Below are 16,552 nucleotides of genomic sequence, written 5' to 3'. Positions count from 1 at the left end.
GGTCGCCGTCGTGCCCGGATCCTCCAACCCCCCATGTCCCGGAGGCAGTCGTGCGCAGATCCCCGTCCCTCCTGGCGGCCGCCGCCCTCGCGGCGGCCGCCTTCCTCACCGCGGGCCCGCCCGCCTCGGCCGCGGACGCCGACCTCGTCCGCAACGGCGGCTTCGAATCCGGCCTCGACGGCTGGAGCTGCACCGGTGGCAGCGGAAGCGCCGTCAGCGCCCCCGTCCACGGCGGCGGTTCCGCCCTCGGGGCCACCCCCGCCGGCCAGGACAACGCCCGCTGCTCCCAGACCGTCAGCGTCAAGCCCGACTCCGCGTACACCCTCTCCGCCTGGGTGCAGGGCGCGTACGTCCACCTCGGCGCGACCGGGACCGGCACCACCGACGTGTCCACCTGGACGCAGACCCCGGGCGCCTGGAAGCAGCTCACCACGGGCTTCCGCACCGGCCCCGCCACCACCTCCGTCACCGTCTGGACCCACGGCTGGTACGGCCAGCCCGCCCACTTCACCGACGACCTCGCCCTGACCGGGCCCGACCCCGGCGGCGACCAGACCCGGCCGCCGGCCACGCCCACCGGCCTGAGCGCCGGTCAGGCCACGGCGAGCAGCGTCACGCTGAACTGGGCCGCCTCCGCCGGCGCCACCGGCTACCGCGTCCACCGCGACGGCGTCCAGCCCCTCACGGTCACCGGCACCTCGGCCACCGTGACCGGCCTCGCGCCCTCGACCGCGTACACCTTCCAGGTGAGCGCGACCAACACCGCGGGCGAGTCGCCCAGGAGCACCGCCGTCACCGCCACCACCACCTCCGGCGGCGGAAACCCCGGCGGCGGGCTCCCCGCCCACGCCCTGGTCGGCTACCTGCACGCGAGCTTCGCCAACGGCTCCGGCCACCTCCGGATGGCCGACGTCCCCGCCTCCTGGGACGTCGTCAACCTCGCCTTCGGCGAACCGACCTCGGTCACCTCGGGCGACATCCGCTTCCGGCTCTGCCCGGTGAGCGAGTGCCCGAACGCCGAGACCCCCGCCGAGTTCAAAGCCGCCGTCAAGGCCAGGCAGGCGGCCGGCAAGAAGGTGCTGATCTCCATCGGCGGCCAGAACGGCCAGGTCCAGCTGGCCACCACCGCCGCCCGCGACGCCTTCGTCTCCTCCGTCGGCCGGATCATCGACGAGTACGGCCTCGACGGCCTCGACGTCGACTTCGAGGGCCACTCCCTCTCCCTCGCCGCCGGCGACACCGACTTCCGAGCCCCGACCACCCCGGTGATCACCAACCTGATCTCCGCGATCAGGACGCTCAAGGCCAGGTACGGGCCCGGCTTCGTCCTGACCATGGCTCCCGAGACCTTCTTCGTCCAGCTGGGCCACCAGTTCTACGGATCGGGCCCCTGGGGCGGCCAGGACCCGCGCGCCGGCGCCTACCTCCCCGTCATCCACGCCCTGCGCGACGACCTGACCCTGCTCCACGTCCAGGACTACAATTCCGGGCCGGTCATGGGACTCGACGGCCAGTACCACTCCATGGGCGGCGCCGACTTCCACATCGCCATGACCGACATGCTGCTCACCGGCTTCCCCGTCGCCGGAGACGCCAGCCGCGCCTTCCCGCCGCTGCGTCCCGACCAGGTGGCCATCGGCCTCCCGGCCAGCACCAACGCGGGCAACGGGCACACGCCGCCGGCGGAGGTGAACAAGGCCCTGGACTGCCTGACGAAGAAGCAGGGCTGCGGCACCTACCAGACCCACGGCAGCTGGCCCGCCCTGCGCGGCCTGATGACCTGGTCGGTCAACTGGGACCGCTTCGGCGGCTGGGAGTTCAGCCGGAACTTCGACTCCTACTACGGCCGCTGACGGCCGCCCGCCACCCGCCGGACCCCCAGCAGCAGCGGTACGCACAGCAGGACGCTGGCCAGCACGTCGAGCGGCCAGTGGAAGCCGCGCAGCACCAGCCCCGTGGCCGTCGCCGCCGAAAGCGCCAGGGCGGCGGCCATCGGCCAGCGGCGGCGGGTGTGCGGGGCGAGCAGCAGTGCCGCGCCGACGTACGCGGTCAGGGCCGTCGCCGTGTGGCCCGAGGGGTAGTAGCCGGCCGCCCAGGGCTCCAGCGGGCCCGGGCGGGCGGTCCACGCCTTGAGGGGGACGATCAGCGCCGGCACCAGGGCCATCGCCAGGCCGGCCGCGAGCGCCGCGAGGCGCCGCCCGCGCCAGGCGGCGTACGCCATGGCCAGCGCGAGGACGGGTACGGCGACCGGCACGTTGCCCAGGTCCGCGAGACGCTCGGTGACGGCGTCGGGCACGGTCCGCACGACGGCGCGGCTGAGGGCGTGGTCCGGGGCCATGAGCGGCCCCGACACCAGGACCTGCCAGGTGACCAGGGCGAAGAGGCCGAGGCACAGGGCCGCCGGGAGGATGGCCGGCCGTCCCGGAACAGGGGGGATGGTTCCGGGACGGCCGCCCGGATCGGGTTGCCGTGCGCCCCGGGGGGTTTGGGGCGGACGGCCGTCCGATCTGAGAGGAGTGTGCGCGAACGCATGACCAGTACAGCGCTGGGGAAGCCCGGTACCGGTGTCGCCCCCGGTGACCCGGGAACGGTCTGTCTCACTCATCTGCAGAAACCGTACGCCAACGGAAGGGGGGCCGACAGCGGGAACGCGCTCCCGCCATCGGCCCCCCACAGCTTCTTCACAGCGCCCGACCGTTACCGGTGGTAGAGGGCGGGCGCCGCGTTCAAGCGTTCCAGTCCTTCGAACTGGACGTTCGGTCAGATGGCCGCGAACGCGGCCTCGATGACGTCCAGGCCCTCGTTCAGGAGGTCCTCGCCGATGACGATCGGCGGGAGGAAGCGGAGCACGTTGCCGTAGGTGCCGCAGGTGAGGACGATGACGCCCTCGGCGTGGCAGGCCTTCGCCAGCGCGCCGGCCGCCTCCGGGTTCGGGGTCTTGGACTCCGGGTCCTTGACGAGCTCGATGGCGATCATGGCGCCGCGGCCGCGGATGTCGCCGATGATCTCGTACTTCTCCTGCATCGCGGACAGGCGCGACTTCATGAGGGACTCGATCTTCTTCGCCTTGGCGTTGAGGTCGAGCTCCTTCATCGTCTCGATGGAGCCCAGCGCACCGGCGCAGGCCACCGGGTTGCCGCCGTAGGTGCCGCCCAGGCCGCCCGCGTGCGGGGCGTCCATGATCTCGGCGCGGCCGGTCACCGCGGCCAGCGGCAGACCGCCGGCGATGCCCTTCGCGGTCGTGATCAGGTCCGGGACGATGCCCTCGTCCTCACACGCGAACCACTGGCCGGTGCGGCAGAAGCCGGACTGGATCTCGTCCGCGACGAAGACGATGCCGTTGTCGTTGGCGAACTTCACGATCGCCGGCAGGAAGCCCTTGGCCGGCTCGATGAAGCCGCCCTCGCCGAGGACCGGCTCGATGATGATCGCGGCGACGTTCTCGGCACCGATCTGCTTGGTGATCTGGTCGATCGCCTGGGCGGCGGCCTCGGGGCCGCAGTTCTCGGCACCGGTGGGCCAGCGGTAGCCGTAGGCGACCGGGACGCGGTAGACCTCGGGGGCGAACGGGCCGAAGCCCTGCTTGTACGGCATGTTCTTCGCCGTCAGCGCCATCGTGAGGTTCGTACGGCCGTGGTAGCCGTGGTCGAAGACGACGACGGCCTGGCGCTTGGTGTACGCACGGGCGATCTTGACGGCGTTCTCGACGGCCTCGGCACCCGAGTTGAACAGGGCCGACTTCTTGGCGTGGTCACCCGGGGTCAGCTCGGCCAGCGCCTCGCAGACCTCGACGTAGCCCTCGTACGGCGTGACCATGAAGCAGGTGTGGGTGAAGTCGGCGAGCTGCGCGGTGGCACGGCGCACGACCGCCTCGGCGGAGCCGCCGACCGAGGTCACGGCGATGCCGGAGCCGAAGTCGATCAGGCGGTTGCCGTCGACGTCCTCCAGGATGCCGCCGTCCAGGCGCTTCGTGAAGACGGGGAGCACCGAGCCCACGCCGCCGGCAACCGTGCCGAGACGGCGGGCCTGCAGCTCCTGCGACTTGGGGCCGGGGATCGCGGTGACGAGCTTGCGCTCCTGCGGGACAGCAGTCATGGAGGGCTCCTGGGGGGGTGTTTTCGGACGCACTTGTGTCTTTGTCCGCAGGCTAGGCCCGGGGGAGGGGGTAAGGCATGCTCCGTTCGGGAGTGGTGTCCGCGTGTCCTTGTCCGTGACGGCCATAGGAAGGAACCGGCGCATGTCCCGTGGATCACCGCGGGGTGCGGGCCGGAGGGCCCGGCCGGGCACTAGATTGAGCGCCGCGGCGCGTTGGAACGGGCAGGGGGCAGGGGTTTCATGAACACCGAGGGCACGCACGACGGACGGTCGACCCGAGGGGGTCACGTCCCCCGGCCGGCGGGCCCGCCGCCGCCCCTCGGAACCCCGCCGAAGCCGCAGCACGCGCCGGCCGTCGCCACCCCCTTCACGGACTGGCTGCGCACCGCGCGGCCGGAGGCCGATCCGGGGGTGTGGCGATTCGGGTACACGCCGCGCGCCGACACCGAGCCGGCGCGGACATCAGACCGGTCCCTCGCCGTCGGAGCGGGCATCTCCGTTCTGGCCTGCGTGCTCGTCTGGTCGCTCATGCGTAACTCCTACATCCCCTTCTGGGACGTGCCGCTGAAGCTGTTCACGCCGGACAGCTGGTGGGACGCGAACGGTGAGCCCGTGGTGGGGCAGGGTGGAGTGCAGGCCAAGCCCATTTATGAGCTGCTCTTTGTCGCTGCTCTGCTCTACGGATTCGGCCGTCTCGGGAACTGGGGAGAGGCCTGGAACCGCCTGATCGTCGCGCGCGGCACTTGGATCCCGGCCCTGGCGGTCGTACCGCTCGCCTACGTCACCTTGCTCCTCATCCACAACTACCAGTTGCCGATCCGGCAGCTGGTGGAGTCCTTTTTCTCCTTCGAGGACGATCAACAGGCCAATCGCACACTCGTCGACACCTTCAGGACGGCGATCGACGCGGTGGTCCTCCTCGCGTTCGCCTGGCTCGGTGCCGGCCGACTGCTCCGCCGCCTCGTCGCCCCGAGCTCCCGCACGAAGGCGACCACCGCCCCCGTGGACGGGAACCGCCCGCATCCGCAGGCGCCGGGGACCCTGGCGGCCGACCCCGCCGGCTGGCCCGAGGTACGTGCGGCTGGGCTGGACGGGGCCGCCGAGCGGCTCGGGGGGGAGGCCGGGGGCGGGCGGATGAACGACGTGGACTTCGCGCGGATCCGGCGGGCCTGGGAGTCCGTGCGGGCCGACCCGACCCGGCTGCGGGCCTTCGACACCGCCGTGCGGGACAAGGGCGCCGGCGCCTGCGTGCACCCCTCCGGCGACCGCGACCTGCCGGTCCGTGCCGCCCGGCACGACCTGCTCACCCGGCAGGTGCTGCTCGGCACCGTCGAGGACGGGGAGCGCAACCCCTACGCCCGCCGCGGCACCGGGCTCGCCCTCGACCCCGGGGTGCTCGGGACCTCCCTGCTGGCCGTCGGCCCCTCCGGCACCGGCAAGACGGCCCGCCTCGTGCGGCCCGTCGTCGAATCGCTCGCGCTGCAGGCGCTGGCCGGGCAGGCCGCCGTCGTCGCCGTCGGCGCGGCCGGCTCCCAGCTCGGCCCCGACAGCGCCTACGACATCGTCGTGCGCGTCGGCGACCCCGCATCCGTCCACGACCTCGACCTCTACGGCGGCACTGCCGACCCCGACGAGGCCGCCGGCCTCCTCGCCGAGGCCTTCGTCGGAGACGTCCCCGGCATCGACGTGCGCCGGGCCGCGACCACCCTCGCCCAGCTGATCGGCCCCTTCCGCGAGGCGTACGGCCGCTTCCCCGCCGTACCCGAGCTGCGCGAGCTCCTCGACGAGGTGCCCTCCGCCCTCACCGCGCTCCGCCAGGCACTGGAGGGCACCGGGCGGCAGGCCATGCTCCGCGAGCTCGACGCGCGCCTGCGCCAGCAGGGAGCCCCCGGCGACCCCGGCCCGGCCCTCGCCGACCGCGCCGCCCTGCTTGACCGGCCGGCGTTCAGCGGCTTCTTCGACGTCGGGGCGGTCGTCGGCGGCTCCGAGCGGCGCGGGCGCCCCTTCTCGCTGCGCGCCCTCGAACACCCCGTCCGGGTCCGCGTCGACCTCCCCGAGCGCGCGCACGCCGACGCCTCCCGGATGCTGGCCCGGCTGCTCCTCGCCCAGTTCAACGCCGCCGCCGCGGCCCGCGCCGACCGCTCGCTGTTCGCCTTCCTCGCCCTCGACGACGCCTCGCACACCCTGACCCCGGAGACCGTCCGGGGCGTGCAGCGGCTGCGCTCGGCCAACGCCGGCGTCCTGCTGACCCTGCGCACCCTGGACGACGTACCGGAGCCCCTGCGCACGCCGCTGCTGGGCGTGGTCGGCTGCCGGATGGCCTTCTCCGGGGTCACCACCTGGGACGGGCAGCGCTTCGCCGAGGCCTGGGGCACCGAGTGGGTCGAGACCCGGGACGTCACCCACCGGACGGTCTTCGCCGACCAGCCTCTCACCCGGGCCATCCACGCCTTCCGCAAGCTGGTCACCGGCAAGGCCGTGACCACCGACGCCGTCACCGTGCGCCAGGTCGAGCGGGAGCGCTGGTCCGCCTCCGAGCTGGCGCACGCCGTGCCGCCCGGCTGCGCGGTGCTGTCACTGACCTCCGTCCGGGGGGAACGGGCCGCTCCGCTGCTGCTCCGGCTCTCGGGAACCGCCTGAGGTCCGGCCGCGGACCGACCCTGGACCGACTGTGGCCCGGCTGAGAGGACCAGTACGGGGTGGCAGAATCGAAAGGGGCCGTTCATACGACATGGCGAAATCCCGCGCCGTGGCCCCCTCTCCCGCCCTCCCCGTCTGGAAACCGATGCCGCTCACCCTCGCCTCGCTCGTCCAGCACTCGGCGCTGAAGCTCACCGTCCGGGCCGGGGAGACCCGGCTCGACACCCCCGTCCGCTGGGCCCACGTCAGCGAGCTCGCCGACCCCGTGCCGTACATGGAGGGCGGCGAGCTGCTGCTCGTGACCGCGATGAAGCTGGACGCGGACGACCCCGAGGAGATGCGCCGCTACGTACGGCGGCTGGCCGCCGCCGGGGTCGTCGGCATCGGCTTCGCCGTCGGGGTCAACTACGAGGCCATCCCCGAAGCGCTGCTCCAGGCCGCCCGCGAGGAGGACCTGCCGCTGCTGGAGGTGCCCCGGCGCACCCCGTTCCTCGCCATCAGCAAGGCCGTCTCCGCCGCCCTGGCCGCCGACCAGTACCGGGCCGTGACCGCCGGCTTCGAGGCGCAGCGGGAGCTGACCCGGGCCGCGCTCTCCGCCGACGGCCCGGCCGACCTGCTGGCGAAGCTGGCCGCGCACGTGCACGGCTGGGCCGCGCTGTACGACACCTCCGGCGCGGTCGTCGCCGCCGCACCCGACTGGGCGGCGCGCCGGGCCGCCCGGCTCACCCCCGACGTGGAGCGGCTGCGGGAGCGGCCCGCGCCGGCCAGCGCGGTGGTGGGCGGCGCCGAGGACCGGGTCGAGCTCCAGTCCCTCGGCACCGGGCGGCGGGCCCGGGGCGCCCTCGCGGTCGGAACGGCGGCGCCGCTGGGCACCGCCGAGCGGTACGCGGTGCACTCCGCCGTCGCGCTGCTGACCCTGACCACCGAGCGCTCCCGGTCGCTGCACGACGCGGAGTCCCGGCTGGGCGCGGCCGTGCTGCGGATGCTGTTGGAGGGGGAGCCCGAGCACGCCCGGGCCGTGGCCGGGGACCTGTACGGGGCACTGCTGGAGGCGCCGTTCCGGATCGTCGTCGCAGAGCCGGCGCTGCCGGGCACGGCCCAGCCGGAGGGGCTGGCGCTGCTGGCCGACGCGGTGGAGTCGGCGGCGGCGCGGACCGGGGAGACGCTGCTGGTGGTCCCGGAGCCGGGCCGGCTGGTGGTGCTGGCCGCCGACGGGGGCTCGGCGGTGCAGGCGTGCGCGGACCACGCGGAGGCCCTGGAGTCCCGGCGCGGCCGGGAGACGGCCGGGCCGGAGCCCGACGAGCTGGTGGTCGGCCTGTCGGCGGCGGCCGGCCCGGCGGGGGTGGCGGCGGCCCTCAAGCAGGCCGACCAGGCCCTCGCCGTGGCCCGGCGGCGGGGCCGGGCACTGGTCGAGCACGAGGACCTCGCGGCGGGCTCGGTCCTGCCACTGCTCGCCGACGACGCCGTACGCGCCTTCGCGGACGGCACCCTGCGGGCCCTGCGGGAGCACGACGCGACCGGCCGCGGAGACCTGGTGGCCTCCCTCCAGGCGTGGCTCTCCCGCCACGGCCAGTGGGACGCCGCCGCCGCCGACCTCGGCGTGCACCGCCACACGCTGCGCTACCGCATGAAGCGCGTCGAGGAGATCCTCGGCCGCTCCCTGGACGACCCCGACGTCCGCATGGAGCTGTGGCTCGCGCTGAAGGCCAGCCCGGGCCCTTCCTGACGCGCCGCGCCCGATTCCCTGGGGAACGGGGGAGGGCGGGGAGGGAGGGGCCGGCTCCGCGCGGCGGCGCACCCGGGCGACGGCCGCGACAGTGACAAAGCGGCGCGGCTCCCCGTGGAGGTTCTCCAACGCGGATAAACCGTGAATGCCCGGCGGCGGCCTACCTTGGTGGAGACAAGACCACCGCACAAACCGAAGGGCCGGGATTCGCATGACTTCCACCCACGCCTTCTGGCTCGCCGGCCGCCAGGCCACCGGCGAGGACAGCTTCGACGTCCACAACCCGTGGGACGGCCGGCTGGTCGGCACCGTCAGCGTGCCCACCGACGCCCAGGTCGAAGAGGCCGTGGCCGCGGCGTACGCCGTGACGGCAGAGTTCTCCGCGACCCCCGCCCACGTACGTGCCGCGGCCCTGGACCACGTGTCCAAGCGGCTCGTCGAGCGCACCGAGGAGATCGCCCAGCTGATCTCCGCGGAGAACGGCAAGCCGATCAAGTGGGCCCGCGGTGAGGTCGGCCGTGCGGTGTCCGTGTTCCGCTTCGCCGCCGAAGAGGCCCGCCGCTTCAACGGCGGAGAGGCCCAGCGCCTGGACACCGACGCCGGCGGCGTCGGCCGCCTGGCCCTGACCCGCCGCTTCGTCAAGGGCCCGGTCCTCGGCATCGCGCCGTTCAACTTCCCGCTGAACCTGTGCGCCCACAAGGTGGCCCCCGCCATCGCCGTCGGCGCGCCGATCATCCTGAAGCCGGCCCCGGCCACCCCGCTCTCCGGCCTGATCCTGGGCGAGCTGCTCGCCGAGACCGACCTGCCGGCGGGCTCCTGGTCCGTGCTGCCCGTCGCCAACGACAAGATGCCGGCCCTGGTCAAGGACGACCGCCTCCCGGTCATCTCCTTCACCGGCTCCGACACCGTCGGCTACGCCATCCAGCAGTCGGTGCCCCACAAGCACTGCACCCTGGAGCTCGGCGGCAACGCCGCGGCCGTGGTCCTCGCCGACTGGTCCTCCGACGCCGACCTCGACTGGGCCGCGACCCGTATCGCGACCTTCTCGAACTACCAGGCCGGCCAGTCCTGCATCTCCGTGCAGCGCGTGATCGCCGACGCCTCCGTCTACGACCGCCTCGTCGAGAAGGTCGTCGCGAAGGTCCAGGCCCAGGTCACCGGCGACCCCGCCGACGACGCCACCGACGTCGGCCCGCTGGTCTCCGAGGACGCCGCCAAGCGCGTCGAGTCCTGGGTGGACGAGGCCGTCTCCGCCGGCGCCAAGCTGCTCACGGGCGGCAAGCGCGAGGGCGCCACGGTCGAGCCGACCGTCATCGCCGAGGTCCCGGCCGGTGTGAAGCTCGCCACCGAGGAGGTCTTCGGCCCGGTCCTGACCATCACCCGGGTCGAGAACACCGACGAGGCCTTCGCCGCCGTCAACGACTCGAAGTTCGGCCTGCAGACCGGCGTCTTCACCCGCGACGTCCAGGTCGCCTTCCGCGCCCACCGCGAGCTCGAGGTCGGCGGTGTGATCATCGGCGACGCGCCGTCCTACCGCGCCGACCAGATGCCGTACGGCGGCGTCAAGCAGTCCGGCGTGGGCCGCGAGGGCGTCCGCTACGCGATGGACGACTACACGTACGAGCGCGTCCTGGTCCTCACGGGCCTCGACATCTGACCGACTCGTACGGTCACAGACCGACGGCCGGAGCCTACTGTGCGGGGGCTCCGGCCGTCCCCCTATCCCCCCGTTCTCACCTGCGAGAACGGGGGGATGTCGGCTTGTTCTCGCGATTTCTGCGCTTCACCCGTGTGACCAGACGGAAGAAGGGGTGTGAGCACGGCATCGTGTTCACACCGGGGTGGGAACGGCGTCAGGCGAGGAGAAGACCCGCCTGCCAGGAACGGTCGGCCATGGGATGCGCGTAGCTCTCCAGGGCCAGCGCGATGCCGGCCGCCCCGGTCAGCAGCCCCGGGTAGTCGGCGACCCCGTCCACCCCGCCATCTCCGAGTCCGAGCTTCACAGGAGCCCGGAATCCGAAGGCGTGCCCCTCGCTGTAGCCGGACACGATGATCCCGGCGATGTCGTCGATGGCCGCCGCGACCCGCTCGTCCTTCATTTCGGAGTTCAGCGTCTGGAGCGTGACGAGGTTCCCCGCCCAGCCGTGGCACAGGCCCGAGTCCACGACACCCCACTCCTCGTAGGGAATCCGCAGGAGGGAGAGGAGGGACTCGCGCGCGAGGGCGCACCACTCCGGCCGGTCGAGGGCGAGGCCCGCGAGCTGGAGGGCCCGTGCGACTCCCGGAGTGCCGTAGCACCAGCCCGGCCGCTGGCGCTGCGGATTGAGCAGGGCCCCGGCGGCCCAGTCGTCGAGTGCGACCGCGATCGGCCAGTAGTATCCCTGCTCGTCCTCCGCCCGCCAGCGGACCAGGAGCGAGGCGATCTCCTCGATGGCCTCCTCCTGCCCCGGAACCCTGACGCCGGTGGCCCATGCCGTGGACAGAAGTGCCAGGGGGCCGACGATGCCATGGGCCATCCCCAGGTTCAGGTGCCCGTGCTCGTACTGGGGCAGGGGCCCCGCGTCGAGCACCGGAGGCCCCTCGACCCACAGCCCCGGAACGGACTGGCCGGCGTACGGCACCGGCCGCGTCAGGCCCACGAGGTGGGTGAGTACCTGCCTGAGCACCGGCAAGGAGTCCTCGCCACGGGCCAGCAGATACCGTCCGAGTCCGGTCAGACCGCTGATGACGTCGTACTCGCCCATGTAGTGCGCGGGCGCTCCCGGCGTCGAAAGGCCCATCATGACGCCGACCTCGGTGCGGACCTTCTCGTCGAGCGAGTCGAGGGCACCCCGGTACCCGCCGGTGGCCCCGTACGCGAGCGAGGTGGCGAACGCCAGGGCGCCCACCCCGAAGTACAGCCCGCCCATGGTCTGCTTGCGGCCCTTGCATTCCCGGACCATCTCGGTGAGGTACCGGTGCGCGTGGTGGAGTCGGGCCGGGTCCTCGGACGCGCTGCTGTGGAACATCACCGCGATGCCTGCCAGCCCTCGGTCCAGGGTGAGCGGAGCCCACGCCGGGAACCCCATCTCGTTGAACGGGTTGCCCTCCAGATCCCATCCGGCGGACTTGTCCCGTGTCGTCGACGGGTCGGTCAGCAGGCTCATGACCTGCGTTGCCGTGTCACGGGCAGCCTTTTCGAACACTGCGCTCACCTCTCCTGCGACGTGCGGTACATGTGGTCCTTCGCCAGGCCGGCCAGGATGGAGTAGCTCGTCTTCTCCTTCTCCCGGTCGATGCCGAACAGGCGGTTGTGATGCATGTGCAGCAGCCCCATCAGCGCCTGGTCCCGGGAAACCGTGTCCGGGACGCTGCCGGAGAGCAGGGCGGATCCGTACTTCTGCACCTCGGGCGAGTTCCGCCACAGCGCCGCCACGTGGTCCGCACCCGTTGCCGCCGCGAAGCCCTCCGCCACGTGGCCCGGGCGGATGATCCCCGCGATGTCCCGGCGGTGCACCCGGTAGATCTCGCTCGTCTCCACACCGCGGAAGACGTGGTCGGCCCAGCGCCACCAGTCCCAGCCGCCCAGGGACTCGAGCAGCAAGGCGTAGTTCGCCGCCGCGAGGATCTCGTCCGGAAGCCCCGGCAGCAGTTTGTCCCGCGCGGCGGCCTGGAGGACACTTGCCGTGCTGTCCACGCAGAACACCCCTTCGGCCAGTGGCATGAGCGTCCCGCTGCCGTACCGGGCGTACTCGGGCTCGTACGTGTCCAGTACCATCCGCTGCACCAGCCCTGCCTGCCGCCAGGCGCGAACGTGCCGGCCCAGGGCGGGGAGGACACGCGTCGCGATCGCGGCCGGATCGCCGTGCAGCCGCAGCCTGATGTGGCTGGCCGGGTCTCGGTACCGGATGTAGAACCACCGGTCGACGTCGCTCCGCACCTCCTGCAGCAGTTGCGGGAGCTTCTGGGCCAACACGGTGTTGAACCGGCCGGACGGGATGTAGATCTTGGCGAAGAGCCATTCCTCACCCGGCAGGAACGTATGGTTCTCATCCCCCTTGGGGAACGCGACGGGCGGGACGAAGGCGCGTGCCGGCCCGGTGTCGCTCCGCTGTGACGCCGCGGTGCTCCTCAGTGGGACGACGATCTCGTTGCTGCGCCCGCCGCACCAGCCGAAGTGCGTCCCCTGCTCGTGCAGTTGCTCGGTGACGAGGACGTTGCTGCGCGCGGCTTCCTTCCGCAGCATCTCGACATGGAAGGCATCGTCGAGGTCGAGGCTGTACGACTTGTCCCCGACCGCGACCACGACGTGCCGGGGCAGTTCCATCCTGTCGCGCCACGCGCCGACGGCACGGGCCCAGTCCCGCGGGTCGCCGACGGCGGAGCGCACTTCCGGGGTGGGACGCCAGGTGGCGGGCGAGACGACGACCTTGCCGTACCGCACGCGCGGGAAGAAGGGGAGGGCCTCGAGCCCCGTCCACTGCCAAGGGTGGAGCATCTTGTCCCGAACGAAGCCGATCTCGGTCAGCAGTCGGCCGAGGTTGGGTGCGTTCTGGTCGACGGCGAGCATGTGCGGGGTCCGCGCCACGACCTCCTGCCCCGTCTTCGCCCAGTAGAGCTTGAACTCGTTCTGCTCGACGGCCAGGGTCAGGTCGCGCCAGTCGATGACGCCCGGCGCCTCGGGATCCGCGAAGCTCCCCAGGGGGATCTCGTACTCCCCGATGCGGGTGGTGGGAAGGATGTTGACCGCCCGCGGGTTCACCGGCAGGAAGGAGACCTCGGCCTCGATGCGGCCCGCGTCGCTGTTCGCGCGCATCATCCCGGTCAGCTCCGAGGTGCACTCCAGGAGTTCCGAGAAGCGCGCGATGGTCGAACCGGCGGTCATCGAACCGATGTTGGGCGTGGGGAAGACCGTGAAGCGTCCCGCGTCCAGATCCTCAGGGCTCTTGGACAGCAGTTGGAAGAAGAGTTCGAGGGAACGCGGCGGCTCTTCGTCGTCCCGGTAACCCAGCGCGGCGATGTCGTGCTCGCTCAGGACTACTTCCCGCTCGGGGCTCATCACGGCCCGCTGCATCAGCGTCGCCACGATCTCGCGCCGCCGGTCCAGGTAGTCCGTCTCCTGTTCGTCGGGGTCCGAGGGGAAGTGCGGCGGGCGGTCGACCACCGTCGGGTTCTGATAGCCGGCCGGGAAGCCGATCCCGTGGGTGGCATGGACCACGTCCACCAGGGGCACGGCCACGTGCGGGCCGTACTTGTCCAGGAACTGGTGCTTGTACTCGCGCAGGTGGTCGTAGCCGGACACCCGGCCCGACATCCGCCAGATGATCGACGCGTATGCCTCGATCTCCTTCGCGACCGACCGCGGGAGCGAGATCTCGGCGTCCAGGCGGAGGTCCACCTGCACGCCGGGCCGGGAGCCGTCGTAGCCCTCGGCGAGATCGCGCTGGATCTCCTCCCAGATCTCGCCGCCCCGCCCCGGGGTGCACGCCTCGTAGTCACGGAGGCGCAGGCCGACACGCCGCACGCGGTTGTCCTTGCCCGAACCGCCGGTGGCCGTGGCGATCCGCTCCAGCGCCGCCGTGCTCATCCGGTGCGGTGTGACAGAGGTGACGACGACCTCGTTCTTGAGGAGTTCGAGCAGGATCCCGTCGACGAGTTCCTCAGTGGCCCCGGGCAGTTCGCTGACGGCGCGGGCGATCACATCGCCGTAGGGCGTGGGCCTGCGGCAGGTGTGGAGGAGCCACTGGACGAACCGGTTGTTCGCCACGTTGACCTCACGCAGCGGCATCGCCTGAGGGCCGTGCCGGTCCGAGCGGACGCGTACGTACGGGAGGACCAAGCGATCCCCCTGCACGTGGCAGAGGTTGTTGACGACCACGTCGAGGCCCCACCGGGACTCGGGCCGATCGAGCCACTTGACGATCTCCGCGTAGAGCCAGCTGGCGTCGATCCGCGCCGACTTCAGGTCGTCGGGACCGAAGTGAACCGCCGCCCGATCACCCCAGTCGGCCTTGGCGACGCCGGCGGCGAGACCGAAGGGAGTCGGGCGCCCGGACGACCGCATCGCGTACCGGGCGAGGGAGATTGCCACGCTCATCAGCCGCTTCCGGTTGAACTCCTCCCCCGCCTCGAACCGGTCGAGAAGTCCCGAGAGGGACTTGCTGGAGACTCTGACCGTCTCCCGGAAGACGGGGTCCGCGGCCATGTGCCGGATGTAGGCGGCGAGAACGGCCCGGGTCTCGGCGCCGTCGGCGGGGAGGTGGGGCGTCATCTGAGAGAAGTCGCCAGGTGCCCGCGCGGACAGTCTGACAAGGACGGGCCCCTGGGCCGTGAACTGAGCCGGGCGCATCGCCGCTCCCCTTCGCATGAGTCTTGACGGACGGGCCCTGCCGGGACGCGTTGTCCCGGCAGGGGTGATCAGGGCTCAGCCCTTCAGCAGCACGTCCCGCACATCGCGAGCTCCGACCAGGTCATGGTCGGGGTGATGGTGGCGCCGCAGCACATCGAGTAGACCTTGCTGTCGCTGCACATCTCAGCGGGGTCGAACTTCGCGGCGTCCGGGACTTCCTGCACGTCAAGCTCGAAGTCGAGCACGTCCAGGACGGGTGCCGCCAGAGTTGCAGTACTCATGTCATTCCTCGAATCAGATCGATGTCGAACATGGATGAAGAACGCCGGGCCGCTACAGAAAGAGCCAAAGGTAAATGCGGCACTTGACGCAAATGAATTGAGCGTCGAAATCCGTAGCAGTGCGGGGGATTACCTGAGCCGGGCGAGATTGCACCGAAGAACGGGCTGGTTGATCGCCTCGCCGCGACGCTACATCACACGAATGGCTACCTCAAGCACTTGTGTGAACCCTCAAGAAAAGCTCAAACACATGAACGGCTCACCGGAACTCTGCATTCCTGTCCGCCAACTCGCACACATCGGCCAGCAGCTCGTAGGAGCGCAGACGCGCGGCGCAACCGTGAGTATTACTAGTGACCATCAGCTCGTCCGCCCCGGTTTCGCTCACGAGTATGTCAAGTTCGGCGCGTACCCGATCGGGCGTCCCATGGGCGATGCGCGAGAGCCACCGTTCCTTGTAGGCCTGGTCGTCAGCGGAGAAGGAGTGCGCCTTCGCCTCTTCCGGAGTGGGGATGAGACCGGGCGGCATCACGCCCATCCGGATGCTTGCCACGACATGGGTCAGTGCCTGGTCGTAGGCCTCCGCCTCGCTCGTCGCCACCACTGCGGACGTGCAGACCATGACGTACGGACGAAGCAGGAACGCGGACGGACGGAAGGACCGCCGGTACGCCTCCAGGACCATAGGCGTGTCGGTGGTGGAGAAGTGATGCGCGACGACGAAGGGCATCCCGAGCTCCCCGGCACAGCGGGCACCGGCCTCCGACGTGCCCAGGATCCACACCTCGGGGCGTCCCGGCACATCCCCGCCCCCCGGGGCCTTGCCCTGTATCGGACCGGGCACGGCATGCACGCCGGCATGGGGATGACCAGGGGGAAGGGCGTCGTCGAGGAAGCCGATGAGGTCGGCCAGGCGCCCCGCGAAGTCGGCCCCGCCCTCACCCGCCGCATAGCTCCGGATGGCCCGCGCGGCAGCGGGCATGGCCCCCGTCGCCCGACCGAGGCCCAGGTCGATCCTTCCCGGTGCCAGTGCCTGGAGCATGCCGAACTGTTCGGCGACGACCAGTGGCGCGTGGTTGGGCAGCATGACCCCGCCGGACCCAAGACGGATCGTGCTCGTGTGTGCCGCCAGGTGGGCAAGCAGCACCGCGGGGGATGAACTCGAGACCGACGGCAATGAATGGTGCTCACCCACCCAGAAACGGCGGAAACCTCGCCGATCCGCAAACCGGGCAATTTCCACGGTCGTACGTAGGGCCTGTTCGGCCGTTTCCCCCACCCCGACCATCGCGAGGTCGAGAACCGAAAGAGGAACGGGCATGGTCATTGATGGACCTCCTGGTCAGCTGCCTGTGAGCCGGACAAGCGGAATATGAAAATCCAGTGCCCGGACCGCGGCTCCGTGCGAGCGGCTCACCCTAGTCCGGAAACTATGGCCGAACCAGGGAAGGGGAGTTCCCCTCCACTCGGCCACCGAGCCAA

10 protein-coding genes are annotated in these 16,552 nt (G+C 71.7%); 4 read left to right on the top strand and 6 right to left on the bottom strand.

All coding sequences use genetic code 11. The features are described from left to right. Positions 1 to 50 precede the first annotated feature (50 nt). Entirely contained in the window at positions 51 to 1,853 is a 1,803-nt protein-coding gene (locus ACZ597_RS00300) for a chitinase (protein WP_471322976.1), read from the top strand. Here the strand turns inward: ACZ597_RS00300 and ACZ597_RS00295 are convergent. Next, positions 1,841 to 2,338 carry a phosphatase PAP2 family protein gene (locus tag ACZ597_RS00295; RefSeq protein ID WP_471322973.1) on the bottom strand — a complete coding sequence of 166 codons (498 nt, stop codon included), beginning with the start codon at positions 2,336 to 2,338 and terminating at the stop codon, positions 1,841 to 1,843. The genes ACZ597_RS00300 and ACZ597_RS00295 overlap by 13 nt on opposite strands. Before the next feature lie 422 nt (positions 2,339 to 2,760). Next, positions 2,761 to 4,095: a 4-aminobutyrate--2-oxoglutarate transaminase gene (gene gabT / locus ACZ597_RS00290; protein WP_471322970.1), complete on the bottom strand. Its 1,335-nt coding sequence runs from the start codon at positions 4,093 to 4,095 to the stop codon at positions 2,761 to 2,763. Between the two features lie 240 nt (positions 4,096 to 4,335). Here gabT and ACZ597_RS00285 point away from each other — a divergent pair, with 240 nt between their 5' ends. The 3 genes from ACZ597_RS00285 to ACZ597_RS00275 all read left to right on the top strand — a co-directional run bounded on the left by ACZ597_RS00285 (position 4,336) and on the right by ACZ597_RS00275 (position 10,118). Then, positions 4,336 to 6,735: an ATP/GTP-binding protein gene (locus tag ACZ597_RS00285; RefSeq protein ID WP_471322967.1), complete on the top strand. Its 2,400-nt coding sequence runs from the start codon at positions 4,336 to 4,338 to the stop codon at positions 6,733 to 6,735. Positions 6,736 to 6,880: 145 nt separating this feature from the next. Then, positions 6,881 to 8,461, top strand: coding sequence for a PucR family transcriptional regulator (locus ACZ597_RS00280; RefSeq protein ID WP_471325037.1), 1,581 nt, complete (start codon positions 6,881 to 6,883; stop codon positions 8,459 to 8,461). A 211-nt stretch (positions 8,462 to 8,672) separates the two neighbouring features. After that, positions 8,673 to 10,118 carry an aldehyde dehydrogenase family protein gene (locus tag ACZ597_RS00275; protein WP_471322965.1) on the top strand — a complete coding sequence of 482 codons (1,446 nt, stop codon included), beginning with the start codon at positions 8,673 to 8,675 and terminating at the stop codon, positions 10,116 to 10,118. A 196-nt stretch (positions 10,119 to 10,314) separates the two neighbouring features. Here the strand turns inward: ACZ597_RS00275 and ACZ597_RS00270 are convergent, their stop codons facing one another. From ACZ597_RS00270 to ACZ597_RS00255, 4 genes are all read right to left on the bottom strand, one after another. After that, positions 10,315 to 11,655 carry a lanthionine synthetase C family protein gene (locus ACZ597_RS00270; RefSeq protein ID WP_471322963.1) on the bottom strand — a complete coding sequence of 447 codons (1,341 nt, stop codon included), beginning with the start codon at positions 11,653 to 11,655 and terminating at the stop codon, positions 10,315 to 10,317. Then, a complete protein-coding gene (locus tag ACZ597_RS00265; RefSeq protein WP_471322960.1) occupies positions 11,652 to 14,711 on the bottom strand; it encodes a lantibiotic dehydratase in 3,060 nt (1,019 codons plus the stop codon). Before ACZ597_RS00265 ends, ACZ597_RS00270 begins: the two co-directional genes overlap by 4 nt. Before the next feature lie 161 nt (positions 14,712 to 14,872). Beyond that, positions 14,873 to 15,070: a hypothetical protein gene (locus ACZ597_RS00260; RefSeq protein ID WP_471322957.1), complete on the bottom strand. Its 198-nt coding sequence runs from the start codon at positions 15,068 to 15,070 to the stop codon at positions 14,873 to 14,875. A gap of 259 nt (positions 15,071 to 15,329) precedes the next feature. Next, a complete protein-coding gene (locus tag ACZ597_RS00255; protein WP_471322955.1) occupies positions 15,330 to 16,397 on the bottom strand; it encodes an LLM class flavin-dependent oxidoreductase in 1,068 nt (355 codons plus the stop codon). Positions 16,398 to 16,552 lie beyond the last annotated feature (155 nt).

This window comes from Streptomyces sp. NPDC040718, assembly GCF_055593565.1.
The sequence above is the reverse complement of the archived record's forward strand: the minus strand, read 5'-3'. Positions and strand labels throughout refer to the sequence as shown.